The organism is Blautia sp. JLR.GB0024, assembly GCF_037000545.1.
Classification (GTDB): domain Bacteria; phylum Bacillota; class Clostridia; order Lachnospirales; family Lachnospiraceae; genus Blautia; species Blautia celeris.
Window position 1 is genome coordinate 319,881 of sequence record NZ_JBANBF010000002.1, and the last position, 23,136, is coordinate 343,016.

Genomic DNA, 23,136 nt, shown 5'->3' on the forward strand with positions numbered 1-23,136 from the left:
CCGCTTTACAAGAAATCATTGTTATGATACCGTGGGTAATAGTGAAAAATACAGAGGTGATCAGAATGAGGAAAAAGCAGGGATGGTTTATCCTTTTGACAGCTGTTCTGTCTCTTGCAGGATGCGGAGGCAGGGTAGAGAAGGGCGAAGGGCTGGTGCCGTCAAAGGAACAGGAGACGGAGAAGAAGACAGAGCTTGCCGTATTTTATTCCGGGGAGGATGCCAGGAGGATATCCGTAATGGAGGAGCTGTGTGAAAAGTTTATGGAGGAAAATCAGGACATCCGGGTGCTCAGCGAGCATTCCGGAAGCGGAATCTATTCAGAGACGCTGAAGGCAAAGGAGGCTGCCGGGGAGTTCCCGGATATTTTTGAGATCCAGGACCCTTATACCTTTGCTGAGGCAGGGAAACTCGGTGCTATCTCCCAGGAGGTGGGAAAGCTGGTGGAACAGCCCTTTGCGATTGACGGAAATATATATGCGGTGCCCTTTTACAAGACCTCCTTCGGGATTATCTATAATCAGGTGATTTTCAAGGAACTGGGGCTTGAAGTACCCAGGACATACGGGGAGTTTCTGGAGGTCTGCAGAGTCCTGAAGCAGAACGGAACCGCGCCCCTGGCAGCCGGGGGAAATCCGACGGAGACGGGAAAATACTGGCTGAATTATTTCTTCCAGGTGGACCTTGCAAAGGCGGACCCGGACTGGCAGAGAAAGAGAAATGAGGGCCTGGTATCCTTTCAGGATGAAAATGTCAGGAACATGCTGGCAGACTATCAGGATATGATGAACGGGGAATATATGCTGGAGGACTCCGTAAATATGAATGAGAACCAGGTGATCCAGGCCCTGATCAACCAGGATGCCGCCATGGTCCTCACAGAACCCTCCATGGTCTCTAAAATATGGGAGGCCTATCCTCTGGCTGTGGAATCCGACAAGGACACACTGGGCGAAGAGTTGGAGGAGGACCCCTGTAAATTCCGCCTGGGGTGGTTTTTCTTGGGGGATGAAGCAGGTGACCCTGTGGTAGTCAGCGAAAAAGGCGCCCAATGGGCAGTCTCGGATACCTGTGGGGAGAATGCCGAAAAAAACCGGGCCGCCATGAGGTTTTTAGAGTTCTGCTACAGGAAAGAGAACTACAGAAAAGTGCTGCAGACCGTTTACGCCATCCCTGCCACCAGGGAAAAGATCCTGTATCCCGCTCCAAAGGTACAGCAGAGTTTTCTTGTGGATTACCGCTATGCGGATAAAAGCGATGTATATCTGGGAAATGAGGACACACCGGAGTATTTCAAACGCAGCATGTACGATGTTTTCTTTTCCGTGGCGACGAAAACCATGAGCGTGGATACTGCGGCGGAGAAGCTGGATGAGTATTGGGACAACGTGGCGGGAGGTTTAGGGAGGAAGTCATGATAAAAAGAAAGAGACAGCATTACCAGAGCCTTTTTGTAAAATCGGTGGCAGCATTGATTTTGATCGGTATCGTGCCGCTGCTGATCATGGGTATCTCCATTTACAGTGCGTACATGGATTCTCTCAGGCAGACACTTCTCTCCAATATGTACCGCAGTGCCCTCTATGTGGGGAAGAATGCCGCAGATCTGTTTCAGGAGATGGAGGAGACCACCAAATATCTCTATAACTATAATATCACGGAGTATGACTATCTCTACGAGCTGATGGAGGATGACACCATCACCCAGGCCCGCAGGGAGGCACTGATGAGTGACGTGCTCAGGGATATTTTATATATGAATCAGCATATTGACCATGTGTTTTTCATCACTCCGGGTGGGGAGCAGTATTCTGTCATGCGTCCGCCTGAGGTTATGGTGAAAGAGGAGGAAATGGGGCGTTTTCATGAGGAGAACTTCCTGGAAGGCCACAAACAGATGCGCCTTCTGCCCACCCATGATACCAGCTATTACTCAGATGTCAGCGATTTTACAGTGACAAGAAATATTATGAACACAAGGACCATACAGTCCGCGGACGAACAGGAGCTGGGAACTCTGTATATTGATGTGAGCGCGGATTATTTTGACGGCATCATCAATGAGACGGACCTGGAGGACGGCTGCAGGATGTATGTGATAGACAGAAAGGAAAAAGTATTTGTCTACAGCCAGGAGAAGGAGAATATCGGGGCAGGCATCGGAAAGCTGGAGGATTATCTGCCTGAGATGGAGGAGGACAAGCAGTACATAAAAGCGGACGGAAACTATTTTATTTACAGGCTGATACCCGGTACGGACTGGTTGGTGACAGAAGAGATTCCGGCATTTAATCTGGAGAACAGTTATCAGGAGATACAGACGAACATTTTGATCATTATAGGGTTCAGCGTTATCCTTCTTATGATCATCTATTTCTTTTACTCCAAGATGATGAATAAGCCCATCCGCACACTGAAGGATGCCATGGAACAGATCCAGGACGGGAATCTGGATACGAGGGTGACGATCAAGTCCAACGATGAAGTGGGATTTCTTGCAAAAGGTCTGAATCAAATGACAGAAAACCTGCAGAATCATATCCAGCAGGTCTATATAGCAGAGATACGGCAGCGGGATGCAGAGATTGAGGCCCTGAAAACGCAGATACAGCCCCATTATCTCTACAATACCCTGGATGTCATTCGCATGACAGCCATCACCAATGATGACAATGTGACAGCGGAGATGATAGACAGTCTGTCCGGACAGCTCAAATACCTCATAGGCAATGCCAGGGATATGGTCACCCTTCAGGCGGAGATCGACAGTATACGCAATTATTTTAAGATCATCCGCATCCGGTATGAAAACCGTTTTGAGCTGGAGATCAACATTGAGGAAAATCTTCTGGGCCTGGAAGTCCCCCAGCTCATCATCCAGCCTGTAGTGGAGAACGCGGTAAAATACGGACTCAAGCCAAAAAGCGGCACAGGTGTCATAGCCGTAAATGCCAGGGAGGAGGATGGCTGCCTGGAGATCACAGTTATGGACAACGGCGTGGGTATGGAGCCGGAGCGCCTGAAGACCGTGCAGGAACGTCTGGAAAGCCCGGAGACAGTCAAGCATCCGAAGAGCAAACGCGCCAGCCTCGGTCTTAAGAATGTGTATGACCGCATCAAACTCATGTTCGGCGACACATACGGACTGGAGATCAGCAGTTTTGAGAATATAGGAACTATGGTAAAATACCGGCTTCCCATCATAGACGGGACAGAACCGGCAAAGGAAAATCCAGGAGGAGAAAATGTTTAAAATCATAATTGCAGACGATGAGCCGGTGATCATCAGAGGACTGAAAAAAATGATGAACTGGGAGCGCCTGAACGCGGAGGTGATCGGGGAGGCTGCCAACGGAGAGGAACTTCTGAAAAAGACAGAGGAGCTGAAACCGGATATTATTATTTCCGATGTTGCCATGCCCAGGAAGACCGGTCTTGATGTGATTCGGCAGATCAGGGAGAACGGCTGGAAGATAAAGGTCATATTTTTAAGCGGCTATCAGGAATTTGACTATGTGAAAAAGGCGATCAGCTATGAGGCGGTGGACTACCTTCTGAAGCCGGTGGGGCAGGAGGAGCTGGAACAGTCCATTCTGCGGGCTGAAAAAATGCTGCGCACGGACAGTCCCATGGAATACTGGGAGGAAGAGAAGGATGATATGCAGACGGTGTTCAAGAAGATCAACTCTGAGTATGAGTGCAGGGATCTGTACGGCCATTTTCAGGAGATGGGGATAGAGACAGAGGGAAAGCAGTTCATCGGCGTGTGCTTTGCCATTTCCCCTGAACTGAACCGGAAGGTGACGGACCAGAATATGAGGGAGCTGCTGCGCTTCTCCATTTTCAAGAGGATACAGGAGCATCTGAGGGAGAATAGGAGCGGGTTTGTCATCAAGCGGGAACCAAACAGCAGTAATGTGATTCTCCTCATGGAAAAAGACCGGGACGATGCCTGGGTGAGAGAAGAGATCAGACGCATCAGGGAACACATTTACGGGGAATATAAAATATGGCTCATAACCGGCGTGGGGAAAAGGGTAGAGCAGGCATCTGACTTGAAATACGCGTATAAGACGGCAAAGTTTTCCTGTGAGCTTTACTATTTCTGCGAGGAGGATGTGGTCTGGTATCAGGAGATATCCAGAGAGTTTTGTTCTTCCTTTGAGGATTACAATACTTGCTATAAGGAACTGCTTGACCAGATCTTAAACCGGAGGGAAGAGTGGACGGCAGCACTTACCAAGATTCTGGACATCATTGAGAACCTTCATTACGGAAACAGATATGCCGCTGAGAACCGGTGTATCGCCATGGCTATGGACCTGTTTCGTGACCTGCAGGAGTACCGGGTGCTCACAGAGGATTTCAGGGAGGAGTACGACAGGTTTACCGCCAAAATACGGGCCCAGAGTACTTTCCGGGAGCTGAAGAAGCTGGTGTGCACTTATCTGGGAAAACTCATAGGGGAGAATGCATTTAACGGCACTGACAGTGAGCGGGAGACCATCACACTGGTGAAAAACTATATCCAGGAGCATTACGCGGAGGATATCGGCCTTGGGAGCATGGCGAAGATGGTATATATGAACCCGTATTATTTCAGCACGTTTTTTAAGAAGGAGACGGGACAGAACTTCAAGAATTATCTGGTAGAGGTGCGCATGAGGGAGGCTATGAAGCTGCTCATGGCTTCGGATATGAAGACCTATGAGCTGGCAGAGGCTGTAGGTTATCACGATGTACGCACATTTACGGACAAATTCAGGGAAGTTTTCGGGGACAGTCCGTCCGCTTATAAAAAGCGCAGAAAAATATAAAAGAGCTGTTTCGCCCGGGCTGTATATTTAACGCGGGGAATGTGTATAAGAGCAGTGGCAGCAGATGAAAAAGGGTGGTGTTTTTAATATTATTCCGTGGGGTTTTTTAGGAGAGTGCCCGATTTCATTGTCCGTGTTTTGAAAGTATGATACTCTTTCGTCAGTACAAATGGTACGGAAAAAATCAAATAAAGGAAAGAGGGAAATATCATGAAGAAAAAGGTAGTAGCAGCGTTAATGTGTCTCACAATGGCCATGTCACTGGCAGCATGCGGCGGCGGTTCCGGCAGCTCAGAGGGAGAATCAGCCTCCAAAGGAGACAGCAAGAACGAGGAGAGAGTTGTGGAACTTTGGACCTGCTGGACAGACGGCGCGGATACACAGATCGCGGGTACGGAGCAGATCAAGAAGTTTGAGGAAGAGACCGGAGTTAAAGTAAATCAGACAAACTTCACATATGACATGCTTCATGAAAAAATTCTGACAGCGGCAGCAGGCGGCAACGTACCGGACCTGATCTGGGGACTTCCGGAGTATGTCGGTGAGTTTTACAACATGGGAATCGTTGAGGACCTGACAGACCGTTTTAATGAGTGGGAAGATAAAGACGCCCTGTCCGAGGCCGTGGTGAAAGCCATGACCATTGACGACAAGATTGTGGGCATTCCCTATGAGATGACTGTGCGTGCTTACCTGACACATGAAAAGGATATCACAGCAGCAGGCATTGAAGTTCCGAAAACATGGGAAGATCTGCTGGCACAGACAGATTATAAAGAGAAAAACGGAAAATACCTGACAGAGCTGGCCTGCACAGGCGTCCGCTCCGCACAGGAGCTGCTGGTATACCTGGCACAGTATGATCTGGAGATTGCTTCTGCACAGGATGACGGCAAATATAAGAACACCTGGAAAGACAACAAGGATGAGCTTGAAAAGGCAACAAAAGTATTCCAGTTCTATAAAGACCTTGTAGATCAGGGAATCATTGACCCGAACTGCAAGAACTGGGGCTGGGAAGAGACAGACGAGAACTTTGCAACAGGAATCACCTCCACATATGTATCAGGAAACTGGCTGGCAGAACGTGAATCCTCCAACCCGGATACCATGGATGATGTGGCAGTATCCGCGATTCCTTATCCGTCAGACGGACACGAGGCTACTTACATGGAATGTAAACCGCTGTTCATCATGGCTGACAGCAAGAATAAGGATGACGCGTTTGAACTGGCAACTGCATTCTGCAGTAAAGAATGGCAGGAAGCAGGATTTGCAGACCGTTCCCCGCGCTCTGATGTGTCCACAGACAGCAAATGGAGCAAGGATTTCCAGGCATTATCCGATACAGGAATCACCTTCCCTCCGGTAACCCTGGGAGGAATCACACAGGCTATGCAGGACGCCATGGCGAAAGTGCTTCAGGAAGGCGAAACTCCGGAAGCAACAGCAGAATGGTTATGTGACGCAGTCAATGCTTCCTTATCCGATTCCGGTGAATTAAGCGAATAAAAACAGAATGCCGGAATGTTTAGGCAGCAAGCGTAAGCGTTTCGGCGCAGGAGTCCGGCTTGCCGGGCTCCTGTTTCGTTACAGACAGAGTCACAGGAAGAGTCCTGGACCCGGTTAATTCGTATAGGAGGGATTAGAGTTGAATAAATTTAAGAAGCTTACCAGAGACCAGCGGAAATGGCGGACAGCGGTCATCATGCTGCTTCCCGCGCTTGTTTTCCTGGCTCTTTTGATCGCGTATCCCCTGGGGAAAGTAATCCATGACGCGTTTTACCATGTGCATCTGATCAACAAGTCCATGACCGGTTTTGCCGGGATGGCCAACTTCCAGAAGGTTCTGGCAGATGAGCATTTTGGACAGGCAGTGAAGAACACTGCGTACTGGACCATTTTCTCTGTACTGGGTGAATACCTGGTGGGCATGGTGACAGCAGTGCTGCTGAACCAGAAGTTTAAGGGCAGGGCCATATTCAGGACCTGTATCTTTATACCGTGGCTTGTACCCATTATCGTTGCAGGCATGACCTGGGACTGGATGCTGAACCCGGAGTTCGGTATCATCAACTACGCGCTGACTAACATGCATATAATCAGCCAGCCCATCAATTTTCTCGGTGATTCCAAATACGCCATGGCAACCGTTATTTTTGTAAATATATGGAGAAGTTTTCCGTACTACACCATCTCCTTTTTGTCAGCCATGCAGTCCATCCCGGGAGATCTGTCCGAGGCGGCTGCTATTGACGGAGCCGGCGTGTTCAAACGTTTCTTCAAGGTTACGCTCCCGCAGCTGCGCAGCGTTTCCCTTGTGATCGTGTTCATACATATTATCTGGACTGCCATCAACTTTGACTTTATCTGGGTTATGACAGAGGGCGGTCCAAACTATGCGACGGAGACCCTGCCGCTTATGATCTACCGCTACTCTATGAAGAAGTTTGACGTTGGTGCTGCTTCGGCGCTTTCTACCATGATGTTTACGGTTATGGTGGTGCTGTTCATTTTCTATTACAGGAAGCGTTCCAGTCTCAGCGATGATATGGCGTAAGAAAGGAGGAGATAAGAGATGTTAAATAAAAGAAACCGTGTTATCAGCAAGATTGTCACCTATGTATCCCTGGTGTTTTTTTCAGCCATCTGTATTTTCCCCTTTTTGTGGATGCTTCTGTCAGCGCTGAAGCCTAAGACAGAGATACGTACGGCAACGCCGTCACTTTTGATCCATGCCCCGACTCTGGAAAATTTTAAAAGGGTACTGGTGGATGTGGGATTTTTGCAGTATATTAAAAATAGCTTTTTTGTTTCTATTGTGGCATGTGTTCTCTCTATGATCATAGCTGTCATGGCAGGATACGCCCTGAGCCGGTATTATAAGATGAAACTGGTGAAGACCTCCAATCTGGCAATGATGCTCTCACAGATGATTCCCGGTGTGCTGCTTTTAGTGCCCCTGTATCTGATTATGCAGAAAATGCAGATCCTGGAGTCCTATACTTCTCTGATCCTGGCTTATACCACTTTTGTAATACCCTTGTGCACCTTTATGATGAGCAGCTTTTTCGATACTGTGCCTTTAGCGCTTGAGGAGGCTGCGGAGATTGACGGGTGCAATAAGGCGCAGACTATTTATAAGATCATATTGCCCTTATCTCTGCCAAGCCTGGTGTCCACAGGACTTTACGCTTTTATCAATGCATGGAATGAGTTCATGTTCGGATACATATTTATCTCCACCGACAAATACCGGACACTGACACCTGCCATCATGCTGTTTAAAGGGGTAAACACGGTTGACTGGGGCGGCCTCATGGCCGGTTCCGTGGTTGCCGTGATTCCTGTTACCTTTATTTTCCTGTTCCTGCAGAGGTATTTCCTGGCAGGATTAATGAGCGGTTCAGTGAAGGGCTGACGGGAGGAAAAAAATGAAGAGAATCGAATTATATGAGAACAAGATCCATATGCTGTGGGAGGTGACAGATGCCGGAGAGATCAAACTGCTGCACTTTTCCGCACTGCCCTTTGAGGAGAAGACGCTGACCTCAGAGACGGGGACCCAGTCCTTTTATCCGGTGGAGATCCTGGTTACGGGCCAGGACCGTGTGGGAGAACGGCATGGTCATAAATACATCCAGACTTCCCCGGGATACAGGATGAAATACAGAGAATTCAGGGATTTCCGTAACGAACTGGGAAGGAAACTGGAGGTAGTGACAGAAGATGACATCACCGGCCTTGATGTTACCAGCCATTATCAGTTCTATGACGGGATTTCCGTGGTACGTGTCTGGACTGAGGTGAAGAACCGGGGAACAGAGCCGCAGGGACTGGAGTATGTTTCCTCCTTTGCGCTGAATGGTATCGAGAAGGAGGGAATGCGTGAGTTTGATGAGAAGTTGGAGCTTAGGATTCCTCACAACGCATGGCAGAAGGAGCTGGACTGGGCATCCTACAACCTGCATGAACTGGGACTTTCCTCCACGCAGCCGCATCCTATGCACCGTTCTTCCAAGACTGTCGGCATAGGAAATACAGGGAACTGGTCGGCTAAGGAGTATATTCCCATGGGATATCTGGAGAATCAGGAGACAGAAAGTTCTCTGTTCTGGCAGATTGAGCATAATGGCTCCTGGTATTGGGAAATCAGTGACCAGGACGGGCACGTGTATTTGAAGCTGAGCGGCCCTACAGAGCATCACAACCATTGGTGGAAGAACCTTCAGCCGGGAGAGACCTTTGTGACGGTTCCGGCGGCTGTGGGAGCAGCTGCAGGCGGATTTGATGAGGCCATGGGAGAACTGACCAGGTACCGCCGGGCGATCCGCAGGGTGAATGATGACAATGAGAATCTAAAGGTTATTTTTAATGATTATATGAACTGCCTGTTCGGAGATCCCACAACAGAGAAGGAGATCCCGCTGATCGACAAGGCAGCAGAGGCAGGATGTGAGTATTTCTGCATTGATGCAGGCTGGTACTCTGCAGGCTACTGGTGGGACGGCGTGGGTGAATGGCTGCCGTCCGGGGAGCGTTTTCCGGGCGGGATCAAAGAGGTAACTGATTATATACGGTCGAAAGGGATGATTCCCGGTGTATGGCTGGAGCTGGAGGTCATGGGAATCAAATGCCCGAAGGCAGATAAGGTACCGGATGACTGGTATTTCATGCGCCATGGAAAACGCGTCTATGACAGAAGCCGTTACCAGCTTGATTTCCGTAATCCCCAGGTGCGTGCCCATGCCACAGAGGTGATAGACCGGGTGGTAAATGAGTACGGTGTCGGATATATCAAGATGGATTACAATATAGAGCCGGGAATCGGCACGGAACTGGATGCCGACAGCTATGGAGACGGACTTCTGGGCCATAACCGGGCATATTTGGAATGGCTGGACGGCATTTTTGAGAAGTACCCGGATCTGATCATAGAAAACTGTTCCTCCGGCGGCCTCCGCATGGATTACGCCATGCTGTCCCGTTACAGCATCCAGTCCACCAGTGACCAGGAGGACTATGTAAGGTACGCTACGATCACAGCCAACGCGCCCTCCGCAGTGACGCCGGAGCAGGCTGCTGTCTGGTCTTATCCTCTGACGAACGGGGACTGTGAGGAGGTTATCTTTAACATGGTGAACGCACTGCTTCTGCGTATCCACCAGAGCGGACATTTAGTGAATCTCAGCCCGGAGCGGTTCGGATATGTGAAGGAGGCGATTTCTTATTATAAGACGATCCGCCATCTGACCAAAAAGGCACTGCCTTACTGGCCGCTGGGTCTGTCCTCCTACAATGACCCATGGGTGAGCCTGGGACTGGAAGCGGAAGGGAAGGATTTCCTGGCTGTGTGGAGAAGAGACAGCCAGTCTCCGGTACAGGAAATCCCTGTGAAGCATCTGAAAGGAAAAGAAGTGGAGGCGGTATGCGCCTATCCACAAAGCACAGAGTGCGGATTTCACTGGAATAAAGAGGCAGGCACGCTGACTGTAGAGCTGCCTGAGAGAGTGAGCGCAAGAATATTTGAATTGCGGTATTGAAAGTATGAGAGAGAAATAGAGGTTTAGAGTGTGCAGGAGAATGGCACGCGGCTGGGATGGTCTTATTTGTTTTTTTGGGACAACCTGGCTGCGTGTTTTCTTATGGAATATTGTTTGGAGGGGTGCTGATTCTGCCAATCCATACAGGTACTGCAGGTATTATACACTGTATTTTATGGGTAAAACAAGCAGAAAACATGGCCGCCTTCTTACTAATTACATACGAAAGCTCAAGATAACTTTTGAATTATGGGTAAAACAAGCAGAAAACATGGCCGCCTCCTTACTGATTACATACGAAGGCTCAAGATAACTTTTGAATTATGGGTAAAACAAGCAGAAAACATGGCCGCCTCCTTACTAATTACATACGAAAGCTCAAGATAACTTTTGAATTATGGGTAAAACAAGCAGAAAACATGGCCGCCTCCTTACTAATTACATACGAAAGCCCAAGATAACTTTTGAATTATGGGTAAAACAAGCAGAAAACATGGCCGGACCCTTACTAATTACATACGAAAGCTAAGGGTATCTTTTAAATTATCTGTAAATCAGGAGAAATCTGTAGTTATTCTTCTTGGCTATTTGTAAAATATAGAAATTCTGTGGCTGTGATCTGCATCTGTATCGTTAAAAAATAGATTGGGCTAAGTGATATTGGGAGTGAACAGCAAAGATGGATTTTTTGAAAATTTTGTATCAGAGTTTTGATTGACATAGCTGTGAAAACGTGATAGAGTGTTTTTATCTTCAAAAAGATGTATTTTATGAATGCATTTTCATATTATCCCTGTTCAGGGATTGAATACCCCATTTTATGAAATGAAATTTATTAATTTGATTTTTGCAGGGAAACTGTGCCGTTTTATTCATCAAAGAAAAGGCAGCAGGTGTTTGTTTTTGTGCCTGGAGAGAACAGGCAGGCATTTCAGAACAACAGTCTGCCCCATATCGCTTCGGAAGTTTTGCGATTTTCATGCCTTCGGCCTGAAAATACCTCGCGGGACAGTGGCATGTGAACAGTAACCATAATATCCGTCTGACAGAAAATGTGTTTGAAAGAGGTTGAGGTATCCGCCTGTAAAGGTTATACTATGCGTATAGATAACCGATATCTTTTCATCTTTCAGTTACGGAGAGGAGTAGGGATGGAAAGATATACAAACATCAGATTCATCATGAAGCCAAAGGTAGATTTCTGTTTTAAGGAACTGATGGAGGATGCAGAGGTACGAAAGGGATTCATAGCAGCTGTTCTGCACATACCGCCGGAGGAGGTGGAGGAGACCACGCTGCTGCCGACACATCTGAGAACCAGATATGAGGAAGATAAGCTGGGAATTTTGGATGTACGTGTACGGTTAAAGGATGGGACGCAGATTGACATAGAAATTCAGGTCAGCCCGTTTTTGTTGTGGCCGGAGCGCTCCATGTTCTATCTCTCAAAAATGTTCACAGACCAGCTGGAAAAGGGCGAGAGTTATGAAAGGCTGGAGAAATGCGTACACATCGGGATTCTGGATTTTATTTTGTTTGGCCGGGACGAGGCATTTTATTCCTGCTTTCATATGAGGGAAGACACAAACCACCGACTTTATACAGACAAGCTGGAGGTGCATATCCTAGAGCTGCCGAAACTCAAAAACCATGAGTATCCTGAAACAGAGCTTCTGAACTGGGCAAAATTCATGAATGCCGAGAGGCAGGAGGATTTTGAAGAGATGGCGGAAAAAGATAAGTATATCGAAAAGGCATACGAAACTTTGAAAAATATTAGCGCAGATGAAGAGAAAAGACTGGAATATGAAGCTCGCGAGAAGGCACTGCGGGATCACAATTATCTCATGCAGAGCAATTGGGAGGCCGGATTGGAGGCAGGCAGAAAGGCCGGGCTGGAATATGGTGAAAATCGAGTAAACAGGCTGATTCAACTGTTGATAGCCAATTCCCGTGGGGAGGAAATTGAGAGAGCAGTCAGCGATAAAGCGTATCAGGATGAATTGTTTCTGGAATTTAAGTTATAGACCTGATTGACCGGACGCTTCGATATTAATTTTTGAATTCAGACGGTTCATAACTCTTCAGTCCGGTCCGCACATAAATAGCACTGTCTGTGCGCAAGTGCAGTTACGGGCAATTCTATTATTTTCCACCTGTATTCTACCCTCAGTGGATAGGATTCTCTGCTGAAATACGGTATAATTTTGACAGGAGGTGGAATATGAACCAGCAGAAAATAGGAGAATACATTGCCAAAAAAAGAAAAGAACATAATATGACCCAAATACAGTTGGCAGAAAAGCTTGGGGTCTCAAATAAGACCGTATCAAAATGGGAAAACGGAAAGTGCATGCCTGATTACTCTGTCATAAAACAACTATGCCAGACACTTGACACGTCTGTAGGCGAGTTGCTGAATGGGGATGATGCGGTCAATAAAGCTGTAATGGAGGATCAGACCTTCTTTATTTTAGAAAGAATTTCTGTACTTGAGAAAGAACGGATTTATTTTATAGGTATCGGCCTTGTTTTCATGGGAATACTGCTGTTAGTTCTCTCAAAATTTATGGGAGGTACGAATGTACAGGATTTTATCTCGGGATTATTATTCGGTATCTCGCTGGGCGAGATTCTGGTCGGCATTTTTGTGATAATAAGAAACCTTGTTCAAAGGAACGCCGGATGAGAAGAAGGGACTGGAATAAGAAGAATGTCCCGGAACTGTGCAATGCGAAACATACTGCTGTGCACGCAGTGAAGAGTCATGACATAGACAACAAAATCTAAAAAAAATACACATTGCTATTTTCCCCATTTTGTTATATTCTTATAATTACCGCGAAAGACGAACTGAGACAACCAGGGCAGTGCACTCCCGGAGTCACAGGCGGCAATTGAAATACCAGGCAGAGCCTCGTAAGACCCTGCAGGGGAGGAGAATAAGACAGAGGATAAAGGAGGAACCGGCATGTGTGAGAGAACCGTTCGCTTCAATGAAATCAATGAAATTAAGGAGTTTGTGAGCGCGGCATGCCGATGTAATTTTGACATCGACGTTGTCAGCGGCAGGATTGTGATTGACGCTAAATCCATTCTGGGTATGCTGAGCCTGAACTGGGAAGAGGAACTCCGTGTGGTTTATGAAGAACAGGACCCGCATTTTGAGAATGTTTTACAGAAATATATGACCAGTTGAACAGAGTTGGATAAAATGGAACAAACCCCGCCTGCGGATACCGCTGCATGTTGATATGCTGCTGTATCTGTACAGGCGGGACTTTTTTATTTTGCCAGTTTCCGGTATTCTCTGGGCGAGAATCCCAGCTTCTGGTTAAAGAGATTGATCAGGCTGTTGCTGCTCTGGTACCCCACTTCATAAGCAATCTCCTCCACGGTCATGGAGGTACGGGCCAGAAGGATTTTAGCCTGGTCAAGACGTGTATTGATCACATAGTCTATAGGGGACAGGCCTGTCTCCTCCTTAAAGCGGTGTGAAAAATAATAAGTGCTGAGATTCGCAATGTCTGCCAGTTCCTCCAGCGTGATCTTATCCCCTACATGACTTCTGATATAACGAATCGTCTTTTCTATAGAAGTGTCCTCTTTCTGGTTATGCAGTTCCCTTTCACTGAGAAGCTGCAGTAGCTTATAAATCCTCATGGAGCTGTCAAACATATTTTCAACTCCGTCCTGCTCGTAAAACTTTACCATATTATAAATCAGGTTCCCCACCAGGGCATTATTCTGGTTCCGTATCAGCGGTCCGAATAATTTAAGGATATGTCCGCAGATCTCGTGGGAGTTGGAACCGTCAAAATGGATGTACACAAATTCAAGCCCTTCCATTGCCTGATAATAATGGGGCCTGGCACAGTCCAGAAGCACCACATCTCCTTTCTTCGCGTCAAATGTTTCCCCTTCATATTCCACATGCAGAGTCCCTTCTCTTATATAAGCCACAAGCAGCGGCGGAAAGTACTCCCTTCTCATAAAATACCTTCCTGTACAGAAATAATGCCCGCACCAGGTAGGGTAAAAGTACAACTGCCTGGCTGTATCGGAAGGAGTAAAAGAGAAGCAGACGGAGCGGGCCAGCACACCCGTATCTACACTTTTCATATCTATCCCCTTTCCTGTATTTTTACCCCATTATAATCTTTTTGCGTGATAAAAGCAATATCCATGAACTTTTTGGCAAAAATCCATATTTAAAAGCACGCCGTATATGCGTATAATACAACTATCGAAACAAACAAACCAATACGAAACACAAAACACCGCAGCAGCTCAGATACCTGGACGACAACGGTATTCAGCCATAAAAATCGCCTTATGGCAGGCTGATTTCCGCAGTCCATACGCCTTTTGACGGGCAGCGCAGAAATTGCGCAGACCTTGCCTGACCTGCTGCAGACATCACCAATATACAGAGAAAATGGCCGTTTTCATGGTGGGTCAACTGCGTGCAGTTGGAAAACAACAAAAAGAATAAACAATTAATAAAAAAGCAAATTAATGTGAATTTATCAGGAGGATATTATAATGTTAAACGGAGAAAAAAGAATCGAGAGACCGCTGCGCTGGGGAATGATCGGCGGAGGAAGAACAGGCAATGTAGGTTACAAACACAGACTGGGAGCACTGAGAGACAATACGGCATACGAGCTGGTGGCAGGAGCCTTTGACCTTGACTTTGAGCGCTGCAAAGATTTCGGAATGAATCTGGGCGTGGCTGAGGACCGTTTATATCCGGATTACAAGACCATGTTTGAGGAGGAAGCAAAACGTCCTGACGGCGTGGAGGTAGTTTCTATTGCAACACCAAACTTTACACATTATGAAATCACCAAAGCAGCTCTGGAAGCAGGACTTCATGTGATCTGTGAAAAACCGCTGTTCTTCAAAGTGGAGCAGGGAGAAGAGATTAAAGCCCTGGCTGAGAAGATGAACAAGATTGTGGGCGTTACATACGGATTTTCAGGAAGCCAGCTTCTCCTTCAGATGCGCCAGATGGTACAGAACGGAGATCTGGGAGATATCCACATGGTAGAACTTCAGTATACACACGGCTTTGCCTGCGATGAGATTGGCGACAAAGTTTCAGAAGGTCAGAAATGGCGTGTTGACCCGGAAAAATCAGGCCCATCCTTTGTACTTGGCGACCTGTCAACACATACCTTCTACATGTCAGAGCTGATCTGTCCGGAATTAAAGCTGAAACAGGTTCTCTGTGACCGCCAGAGCTTTGTAAAATCACGGGAACCCCTTGAGGACAACGCTTATGTTCTGATGCGCTATGAAAACGGTGCCGTGGGACGTATGTGGGCTTCTGCTGTCAATGCCGGCTGCATGGACGGACACAGGATCCGCATCGTAGGCTCCAAAGCCTCCGTTGAATTCTCCGACAACCAGCCAAATGAACTGCTCTACCAGGTGCAGGGCGAGCCGATCCGCAAAATGATTCGCTCCATGCCGTACCTGTACGACGAATGCAATGCGGACGAACGCCTGGGTGCCCTGCATGCAGAGGGACTTCCGGAGAGCTGGGCAAATATTTATCTGAAATTCGCCATTGCCATTGACGCGAAAAACAGAGGCGATGAAGAAACTTTGAAAAATCTTGTGTACCCGGGAATCGACGCCGGTATCGAAGGCATCCGCTGGGTGACAAAATGTGTGGAATCTGCTGATAAAGGCGGCGTTTGGGTAGATTTTAAATGATCGGAAAAGAGGAGGAAATAAGAATGCAGTTAGCCATATGTACAGATGTTTTTGCGGATTTATCTTATACAGAGATGCTTGATAAAGTAAAGGCTCTCGGAATTGACGCAGTGGAAATGACAGCAGGAGGCTGGGGCGCCCGTAAGCACTGCGACACAGCCAAACTGCTGGCGGACCCTGCGATGCTTGAAGCGTTCAAAGGTGAACTGGAGAAGAGGGGCATGCGCATTGCTGCCCTGAACACCTCCTGCAATCCCCTCTGGCCTTCCGAGACAGGAGAGGAGTACAAAAGGTCCATGTATGCCTGCGTGGATCTGGCAGAAAAGCTGGGGGTCAGGAAGATCGTAGCCATGGCCGGACTGCCGGCAGGCAGCGAGACAGACACCACACCGAACTGGATCACATCCACCGTTTCATGGCCGGATTTCATGGCGCCGGCCTATGAATACCAGTGGAAAGTCACCATTGCCTTCTGGAAGGAATTTGCGGAGTATGCTAAGAGTCACAATATTGAGCAGATCGCCATAGAAGAGTTCCCGGGAACCATGGTGTGGTCAGCAGAGACCATGCTGAAGCTGAGAGAGGCAACAGATCCCATCATCGGTATTAACCTGGACCCCTCCCATATGATGGTCCTGGGTGCGGATCCCATTGCCGCGGCGCGTGCGCTGAAAGGCTGTATCTTCCATGTACACGGCAAAGATGCCCGCATTGAGCGCGGACTGGCAGATACAAACGGCATTCTGGAACCGAAACCCGTGACAGAGTCTGCGGACCGTGTCTGGAATTACGTTGCAGTGGGCTGCGGAAAAGACCTGCAGTGGTGGAAAGAATTCTTCTCCGTACTCAGCATGATGGGTTATCATGGAGATGTATCTCTGGAAATGGAAGACCTGACCATGTCTGTGGAAGCTGGAGTAAACACCTCCATAGATGCCCTTCGCCAGACAATCAGCCGGTAAAGTAGGAGGAACAACCATGAAAATTGCATTTGACGTTGATGTCCTGGCAAAGCAGATGGACATCAACCGGATGGTGCATCAGGTGGCGGACTGGGGATATCAGTATATCGAACAGTCCCCCCACCCCCGCATCAATCCCTTCTATAAACATCCTCTCTTTTCAAAAGAATGTGAGGCTGAATACCGCAGAGCCCTGAGAGAGACGGGTGTGGAGATATCTTCCTTCATTGTGGTGTACCGCTGGTCAGGCCCCACAGAGGAGGAGCGTCAGTTTGCAGTGCGCAACTGGAAACGTATGATTCAAATTGCCGGGGATATGGGTGTGAAAGTCATCAATACAGAGTTGTCCGGTGATCCGAACCGGCAGGAAATCTGCAATGGCATGTGGTTCAAATCCATGGAGGAGCTGCTTCCCATAATAGAAAAGGAAGACATCCGGGTGGAAATCCAGTCCCACCCCTATGATTTCTGTGAGCTGAACAATGAGACCTGTGATATGGTGAAATCCTTCCGCTCCAGACATTTGGGATATGTGTATTCTTCCCCTCATGGTTTCTTCTATGATGAGGGAAAGGGAGATGTGCGTTCCATGCTGCACTACGCAGGAGATGAGCTGACCCATGTACTCTTTGCGGATACCTTTAACCAGACCCTGGACTGCCGCTATATTGCCAATCCCCCGTGGCTGAACGGACGCGGGAAAGCGGATGTGACCATTCATCAGCACCTGGCTATGGGTGAGGGAGATGTGGACTTTAACGGCATCTTTGAAACCCTGCGGGAGATGGATTTTGCCAATAAGCAGTTTGGTCAGAGTGCGCCGAAGGCAGGCGGTGACAACATTGCCTGTGTATCCATGTTCGGATTCCCGGAAAAAATGGACCGCCAGGCGCCTGAGGCAAGGGAGAGAATCGAGAGAGAACTTCTCTGAGAAGAGAAAGGAATGGAGAAGCGGTATGAAAAATGAAAACACTACAGGAATACAGCAGTCAGGCGGGAAACTGGGCTGGGGAACACGTGTAGCCTACGGATGCGGCGATACGGCCTGCAATGTGGTTTTCGGTATGATCAGTACGCTGCTCACACTGTTTTATACGGATTATGTCGGAATCAGCGCTGCCACGGTAGGTCTGGTCATGCTTCTGTCACGTATGTTTGACGGCGTATCAGATGCGGTAATGGGCATTATTGTGGAGAAGACAAATTCCAGATGGGGAAAATCCAGGCCCTGGCTTTTGTGGATGTGCGTTCCCTACGCAGTCTCCGCGGTACTTCTGTTCACGGTACCCCACACAAAAGCACTACTGCAGTTTTTATATATGTTCGTCACTTATAATTTCTGTACCACGGTATGCTATACAGCCATCAACCTTCCGTACAGCAGCCTCTCTGCCATGATGACAAGAATCTCATCGGAGAGAGACATGCTGAGCATTGTCAGGATGGGCCTGTCGCCCTTCGGCCGTATTTTGGCAGTGACCTGCACCATGCCGGTAGTAAAATTATTCGGGGATGACCAGGCAGCGTGGGCCAAGACCATGGCCTTATGGGCAGCCATTGCCCTGGTGCTTCTGCTCATATGCTTTAAGAACTGTGAAGAGACGGTTGAGATCGAGGCTAAGAAAAGACAGGCAAAGGTGCCGGCAAAACAGGCATTTAAGGCGCTGGTATGCAACCAGTATTTCTGGGCGGTTGTGGTTTTGTGGACCATGCAGAACGCCATTTACTGCATCACCGGGACCATACTGCCCTATTACTGCAAGTATGTTTTTGAAAATGACACCTGGATGTACAGCACTCTTTACCTGACAGAGACACTTTTGATCGTGGCAGTGACCTTCTGCTGTCCTGTCCTGCTTAAGAAATTCGGGAAAAGAAATATGTCCCTGGCCGGTATCTGGCTGGCCCTGATCGGACAGCTGATCTTCTTCATTAATCCGACAAGCTTTTCCTGGATGGTTATGAGCTGTGTCATCCGGGCACTGGGGCTTGCACCGCTCAATGCTGTGGTATTCGGATTCCTGGGGGATGTGGTGGAGTTCGGACAGTGGAAGACGCATCTGCGGCAGGAAAGCCTGATTTTTGCGGGGAGTTCTGTGGGCATGAAGGTGGGAGCCGGCCTGTCCTCAGCGATCATCACCGGACTTTTATCAGCGGCCGGATATATCAGCTCCTCTGCAGGCGCTGCTGTACAGCCTCAGTCCGCGGTGGATATGATCATCAACATTTATAAATTCGGCCCTCTGGTGGTGTGGGTTACGGTACTGATCACACTGACACTCTATAAGCTGGATAAAAAATATCCTGCCATCATGCAGGAACTTATTGAACGAGAGTCCCGGGGTGAGTTATAATAATACTGTAAACATATGGGAACCATAGATAATGGAATAACTGGAAAACCATAGCATCCGGCAGGATTATATGTCTGATATGCCTATGGGATCATCAGTCAGGAGGGATTCATATGCAGGAAAAGACCATCATCACCATCAGCCGCCAGTTCGGCAGCGGCGGCAAGGAGATTGCGGAAATACTGGCAGAGAAAATGGGTGTGCGCTGTTACGACCGCCAGATCCTCTATCTGGCAGCGGAGAAGATGGGGGACACAGAAGTGGACATTGAGTCCATTCTGGAATCTGCCTACCGGACACCCGACAGCAGCATAGGAAGTATGGGGACCTATGGTTTTGAGGCAGTTCCCTACTATAATAAAATGTTCCGGGAGCAGGCTAAAGCGATTCTGAAGATCGCGGAGAAAGGCAGCGCCGTATTTTTGGGAAGATGCGCGGACGCGGTGCTGAGGGGGCATTCGGACTGCTTTTCCTTCTTCATCTACGCCGATGAGGAATTCCGCAGGGAAAGGGCCGGGACCCACTACGGCAGCCAGTCATTAAAAGAGCTGGAAAAGGAAAATAAAACAAGAGAGCGCTATTATAATTACTACACAGGGCAGAAATGGGGAGACCCGCAGAATTATGACCTGATGATCAATACCAGCAGATTTTCTCCGGATGCAGCCGCGGAGCTGATCTTGGATTATATTGAGAAGAGACAGGAAGCCTGAGAAAATCAGGGGGATTTAAACCGGAGGACCGTGCGATGAGAAATTGCCCGGTCCTCCGGCTTTTTTCTTGTACTTCCGGGTAAGCGTGCTATAATGATGAAATACGGTAAACGATTCAGCAGGTCTTCGCATTTACTGCGCGGAACGGTTACAGTATACAAAAAACCAAAGGGGGCGCATTTCCATGGATATCAAATTGATCACGGCTATTATTACTATCACGCTTGCACTTGTTTTCTATACGATAGGTGTTTTTTCTGAGAGAAAGGCACATATCCTGAAGAAACAGCATGTTTTCATCTTCTGGCTCGGCCTTGTCTTTGACACCACAGGTACTACCATCATGAGTTTTATCACAAAAGAAGGAGCCGGAGGACAGACCGGCATGGGGCTTCATGGCATTACAGGTGCTCTGGCAATCGTTCTTATGCTGTTTCACGCGCTGTGGGCAACCCTGGTGCTGGTGAAAAAGGATGAGAAGAAACAGGAAAGCTTTCACAAGTTCAGCATTTTTGTCTGGCTGGTTTGGCTGGTGCCCTATATTCTGGGGATGATCATAGGTATGGGCCATTGATTGTTATTATCAGCATCTGATGTCTGTTTGTTAAGCTCATAGAATATTTCATTTATGGGCGTAACAAACGGACAGACATTCTGTACACTTCTTATTTAGCAAACAGTCCTTCCAGATCAGGGAAACGGTTATACATTTCCTGCATTTTCTCTACGTTCACAATATATTTTGTCATCAGGCGTTCCAGATATGGATTGTATCCTTTGACTTCAATCTCTGTTTTCCATGTACTATGGGGCTTAAGCGCATCCTTCATCTGCCTTACAAATTTCTGAACCATTTCGCGCTCTTTGGGGCCGGTATTCTCTGTGGTCACATAGAACACCATCTGTTCAATCTCTGAAACCATTCTCCATAGAGTATTCAACAGACTTCTGTAGCATTCCATCTCTGCTGACGGATTCTTTGTCAGATATTCCATTGCCTGCCCATATGTCAGATTGAACTGTGCCAGGGCATCACTCATGATTTCATAGTCAATGGGGCGGAGACTTCCTATGTTCAGGAAATCCAAATAGCTGAACTCCATATGTATCACTTCCCGCAGATTAAACCGGAATTGCCCATACAGGCTGGTGGGAAAACAAAATCGATTCGCAAGCAGGACAAACACAACCGCAGTTATGACATAAATGAGCCGTAATTCAACCGCAGTTGTACTGTTTAAAGAAAGAGTGGTAAGCGTCAGCGCAAAGCCGGTTGAAAAGAAAACCTGCAATATGCTTCCCGGCACAAAACTGTACATAAAGGAGACCATAACTGCAGCCAGGATGAAATGTGCCGTCATCCCATTTAGATTCATCAGCACAAAAAAGACAAATGTACTGCCAAGAAAAGTACCGATCACCCTGTTTTTCAGACGTCGGGTACTCTCCTCATACATTGGCTGAACAAGGAGAAACGCATTCAGAGGGAGCCAATAGGAATGGCTGATGTCTAACAGCCTGCAGATAAGAAAACTCAGGGAAAGTACAAGGGACAGCCTGAGTGCAAACCGCATCTCAAACTGTTCCGGTCTGAGCCGTGCCTTTTTTTCTTTCCAGAAGCGTTTCCAATTAGCAGTATAATGGACGGTTTTCTGCTCCTTTGATGTGATTAGAGTCAATGCCATGACGAGCAGATGCAAAAAATTCCCCATATACGTCTGCAGCCGTTCACTGACATCATCTGTCTCATTTGAGAGTTCTCCGGCCCTTTGGATGAGAGCTTCGTTATCTTTGCTGTTCAGGCTTATTTTTATTTCTTCCATATAATCGGCCATTTTGCCAAAGAGACGGACATCCGCATTGCTGAATTTTTCTTCAAGCTGGAGATAATCCAGGATAAAATAAGCGGTTCTCTGAAATAAAAGCGCAAATATATATGGAATGCTTCCGTTTGTATCAGGGTGCTGGCTGGCTGCCGCGCCTGCATGGAAGCTGTTCTGTACAGATGCCATTTGTAAAGAGATATCCTTTATCCGTTCTCCACTGGCAAGACTTCGGAATCGTTTTGCCGCAATCCCAAACCCCTCCCGCACAGCCAGGTATTCCCTGTGTTTTCCTTTCAGGACCGTGACAATTCCAAGCGCTGCTGCCAGAAATATAAGAAGAATGGCATATACCAGAATCTGCTTTCCAAAGCCTGCAAAGCTGACCGGTCTGAGCTGGAGGAATACAAATCCCATGGCGTTTACAAAATAACCTTTTTGATTAAAACGGGTCGTTCTGAGCACCACCAGAATAAAAGGGACCATAGCATTCAGTATGATACATAAGGGCAGGTTCCGTGTGGCCAGAAATGCCAGGACGCACATTAAAAGCTGTTCTGCTATAATGATCAGGATTCCTTTTGATGTAAATCGTTTCTGATAATTCACTTTGAAAATCGTTGTACAAACAGAAACCAATAACAGGTAGGATGTTCCGAACAAAAAAATAACACAATAGAACAACACCAGAAAGAACAAGATCACCGGAAGTGCATTCCACAGATCACTGCCGAATCTTTTTAAATACTTTTTTGATTTTACAAACATTTCATCATTTCACTATCCAATCTTTTTTCATAAACCGGTCTTTTCTTTGTTTTCTGTACCGGTAAAAGTATAACATATTTCTTAATGAATTAGATATATATTCCGTTTTTTTTATTTTTTGATGCCGGCCGGTACGGAAGCTGCTTTCATATCGCGCCGCGTCCCATGAGGAAACACCTCCCGGAACAGTAACCTGCAGATACCATAGATTCAGAAAGACAAAATTTCCGGCTTTACAAAAAACAGGAAATGTGCTAGCATGAAATTTATAGTGGAAACACGAGGACGGAGAGAGTACGTGCAGATTTTTCTTTTACAGAGAAGTTCCGTATGCTGAGAGGAACGAAGAAAACTGTGCCGAAGATGGCTCCTGAGAGGCGCACCGAACGGAACCTGACATATTGTGCAGGGGAAGCCAGGCTGCGACAGGTT

General features: G+C 47.5%; 18 protein-coding genes. 16 read left to right on the forward strand and 2 right to left on the reverse strand.

The features are described 5' to 3' along the window. Window positions 1-65: 65 nt before the first annotated feature. The 10 genes from V8Q34_RS05560 to V8Q34_RS05605 all read left to right on the forward strand — a co-directional run bounded on the left by V8Q34_RS05560 (window position 66) and on the right by V8Q34_RS05605 (window position 13,559). Window positions 66-1,418, forward strand: coding sequence for an ABC transporter substrate-binding protein (locus V8Q34_RS05560; protein WP_335835038.1), 1,353 nt, complete (start codon window positions 66-68; stop codon window positions 1,416-1,418). Beyond that, window positions 1,415-3,253, forward strand: a complete 1,839-nt coding sequence (locus V8Q34_RS05565) for a cache domain-containing sensor histidine kinase (RefSeq protein ID WP_335835039.1) — start codon at window positions 1,415-1,417, stop codon at window positions 3,251-3,253. The genes V8Q34_RS05560 and V8Q34_RS05565 overlap by 4 nt, the downstream gene beginning before the upstream one ends. After that, window positions 3,246-4,817 carry a response regulator gene (locus tag V8Q34_RS05570; RefSeq protein WP_227246883.1) on the forward strand — a complete coding sequence of 524 codons (1,572 nt, stop codon included), beginning with the start codon at window positions 3,246-3,248 and terminating at the stop codon, window positions 4,815-4,817. Before V8Q34_RS05565 ends, V8Q34_RS05570 begins: the two co-directional genes overlap by 8 nt. A gap of 210 nt (window positions 4,818-5,027) precedes the next feature. After that, a complete protein-coding gene (locus tag V8Q34_RS05575; protein WP_033141554.1) occupies window positions 5,028-6,329 on the forward strand; it encodes an ABC transporter substrate-binding protein in 1,302 nt (433 codons plus the stop codon). Between the two features lie 139 nt (window positions 6,330-6,468). Beyond that, entirely contained in the window at window positions 6,469-7,377 is a 909-nt protein-coding gene (locus tag V8Q34_RS05580; RefSeq protein ID WP_033141553.1) for a carbohydrate ABC transporter permease, read from the forward strand. Window positions 7,378-7,395: 18 nt separating this feature from the next. Next, window positions 7,396-8,238: a carbohydrate ABC transporter permease gene (locus V8Q34_RS05585; RefSeq protein ID WP_335835040.1), complete on the forward strand. Its 843-nt coding sequence runs from the start codon at window positions 7,396-7,398 to the stop codon at window positions 8,236-8,238. A 13-nt stretch (window positions 8,239-8,251) separates the two neighbouring features. Next, window positions 8,252-10,360, forward strand: a complete 2,109-nt coding sequence (locus V8Q34_RS05590; protein ID WP_335835041.1) for a glycoside hydrolase family 36 protein — start codon at window positions 8,252-8,254, stop codon at window positions 10,358-10,360. Window positions 10,361-11,511: 1,151 nt separating this feature from the next. Further along, window positions 11,512-12,387 (forward strand): Rpn family recombination-promoting nuclease/putative transposase, encoded by an 876-nt coding sequence (locus V8Q34_RS05595; RefSeq protein WP_033142936.1) that lies wholly within the window; start codon window positions 11,512-11,514, stop codon window positions 12,385-12,387. A 197-nt stretch (window positions 12,388-12,584) separates the two neighbouring features. Beyond that, complete coding sequence (locus V8Q34_RS05600; protein WP_335835042.1) at window positions 12,585-13,049, forward strand: helix-turn-helix domain-containing protein; 465 nt, start codon at window positions 12,585-12,587, stop codon at window positions 13,047-13,049. A 282-nt stretch (window positions 13,050-13,331) separates the two neighbouring features. Next, a complete protein-coding gene (locus tag V8Q34_RS05605; protein ID WP_033142934.1) occupies window positions 13,332-13,559 on the forward strand; it encodes an HPr family phosphocarrier protein in 228 nt (75 codons plus the stop codon). 86 nt (window positions 13,560-13,645) lie between these two features. Here the strand turns inward: V8Q34_RS05605 and V8Q34_RS05610 are convergent, their stop codons facing one another. Then, window positions 13,646-14,482, reverse strand: a complete 837-nt coding sequence (locus V8Q34_RS05610) for an AraC family transcriptional regulator (RefSeq protein ID WP_033142933.1) — start codon at window positions 14,480-14,482, stop codon at window positions 13,646-13,648. 423 nt (window positions 14,483-14,905) lie between these two features. On the opposite strand from V8Q34_RS05610, the gene V8Q34_RS05615 reads away from it, so the two are divergent. The 6 genes from V8Q34_RS05615 to V8Q34_RS05640 all read left to right on the forward strand — a co-directional run bounded on the left by V8Q34_RS05615 (window position 14,906) and on the right by V8Q34_RS05640 (window position 20,687). Further along, window positions 14,906-16,084 carry a Gfo/Idh/MocA family protein gene (locus V8Q34_RS05615; protein WP_033142932.1) on the forward strand — a complete coding sequence of 393 codons (1,179 nt, stop codon included), beginning with the start codon at window positions 14,906-14,908 and terminating at the stop codon, window positions 16,082-16,084. 23 nt (window positions 16,085-16,107) lie between these two features. After that, window positions 16,108-17,046 (forward strand): sugar phosphate isomerase/epimerase family protein, encoded by a 939-nt coding sequence (locus V8Q34_RS05620; RefSeq protein WP_256129837.1) that lies wholly within the window; start codon window positions 16,108-16,110, stop codon window positions 17,044-17,046. A gap of 16 nt (window positions 17,047-17,062) precedes the next feature. After that, window positions 17,063-17,977: a sugar phosphate isomerase/epimerase family protein gene (locus V8Q34_RS05625; protein ID WP_033142930.1), complete on the forward strand. Its 915-nt coding sequence runs from the start codon at window positions 17,063-17,065 to the stop codon at window positions 17,975-17,977. A 25-nt stretch (window positions 17,978-18,002) separates the two neighbouring features. Then, on the forward strand, window positions 18,003-19,400 hold the full coding sequence (locus tag V8Q34_RS05630; RefSeq protein ID WP_103732931.1) for an MFS transporter: 1,398 nt from the start codon (window positions 18,003-18,005) through the stop codon (window positions 19,398-19,400). Window positions 19,401-19,513: 113 nt separating this feature from the next. Next, entirely contained in the window at window positions 19,514-20,113 is a 600-nt protein-coding gene (locus V8Q34_RS05635; RefSeq protein ID WP_335835043.1) for a cytidylate kinase-like family protein, read from the forward strand. Window positions 20,114-20,297: 184 nt separating this feature from the next. Beyond that, a complete protein-coding gene (locus V8Q34_RS05640; protein WP_335835044.1) occupies window positions 20,298-20,687 on the forward strand; it encodes an HsmA family protein in 390 nt (129 codons plus the stop codon). Window positions 20,688-20,778: 91 nt separating this feature from the next. On the opposite strand, the gene V8Q34_RS05645 is transcribed toward V8Q34_RS05640, so the two are convergent. After that, entirely contained in the window at window positions 20,779-22,704 is a 1,926-nt protein-coding gene (locus tag V8Q34_RS05645; RefSeq protein WP_335835045.1) for an FUSC family protein, read from the reverse strand. Window positions 22,705-23,136 lie beyond the last annotated feature (432 nt).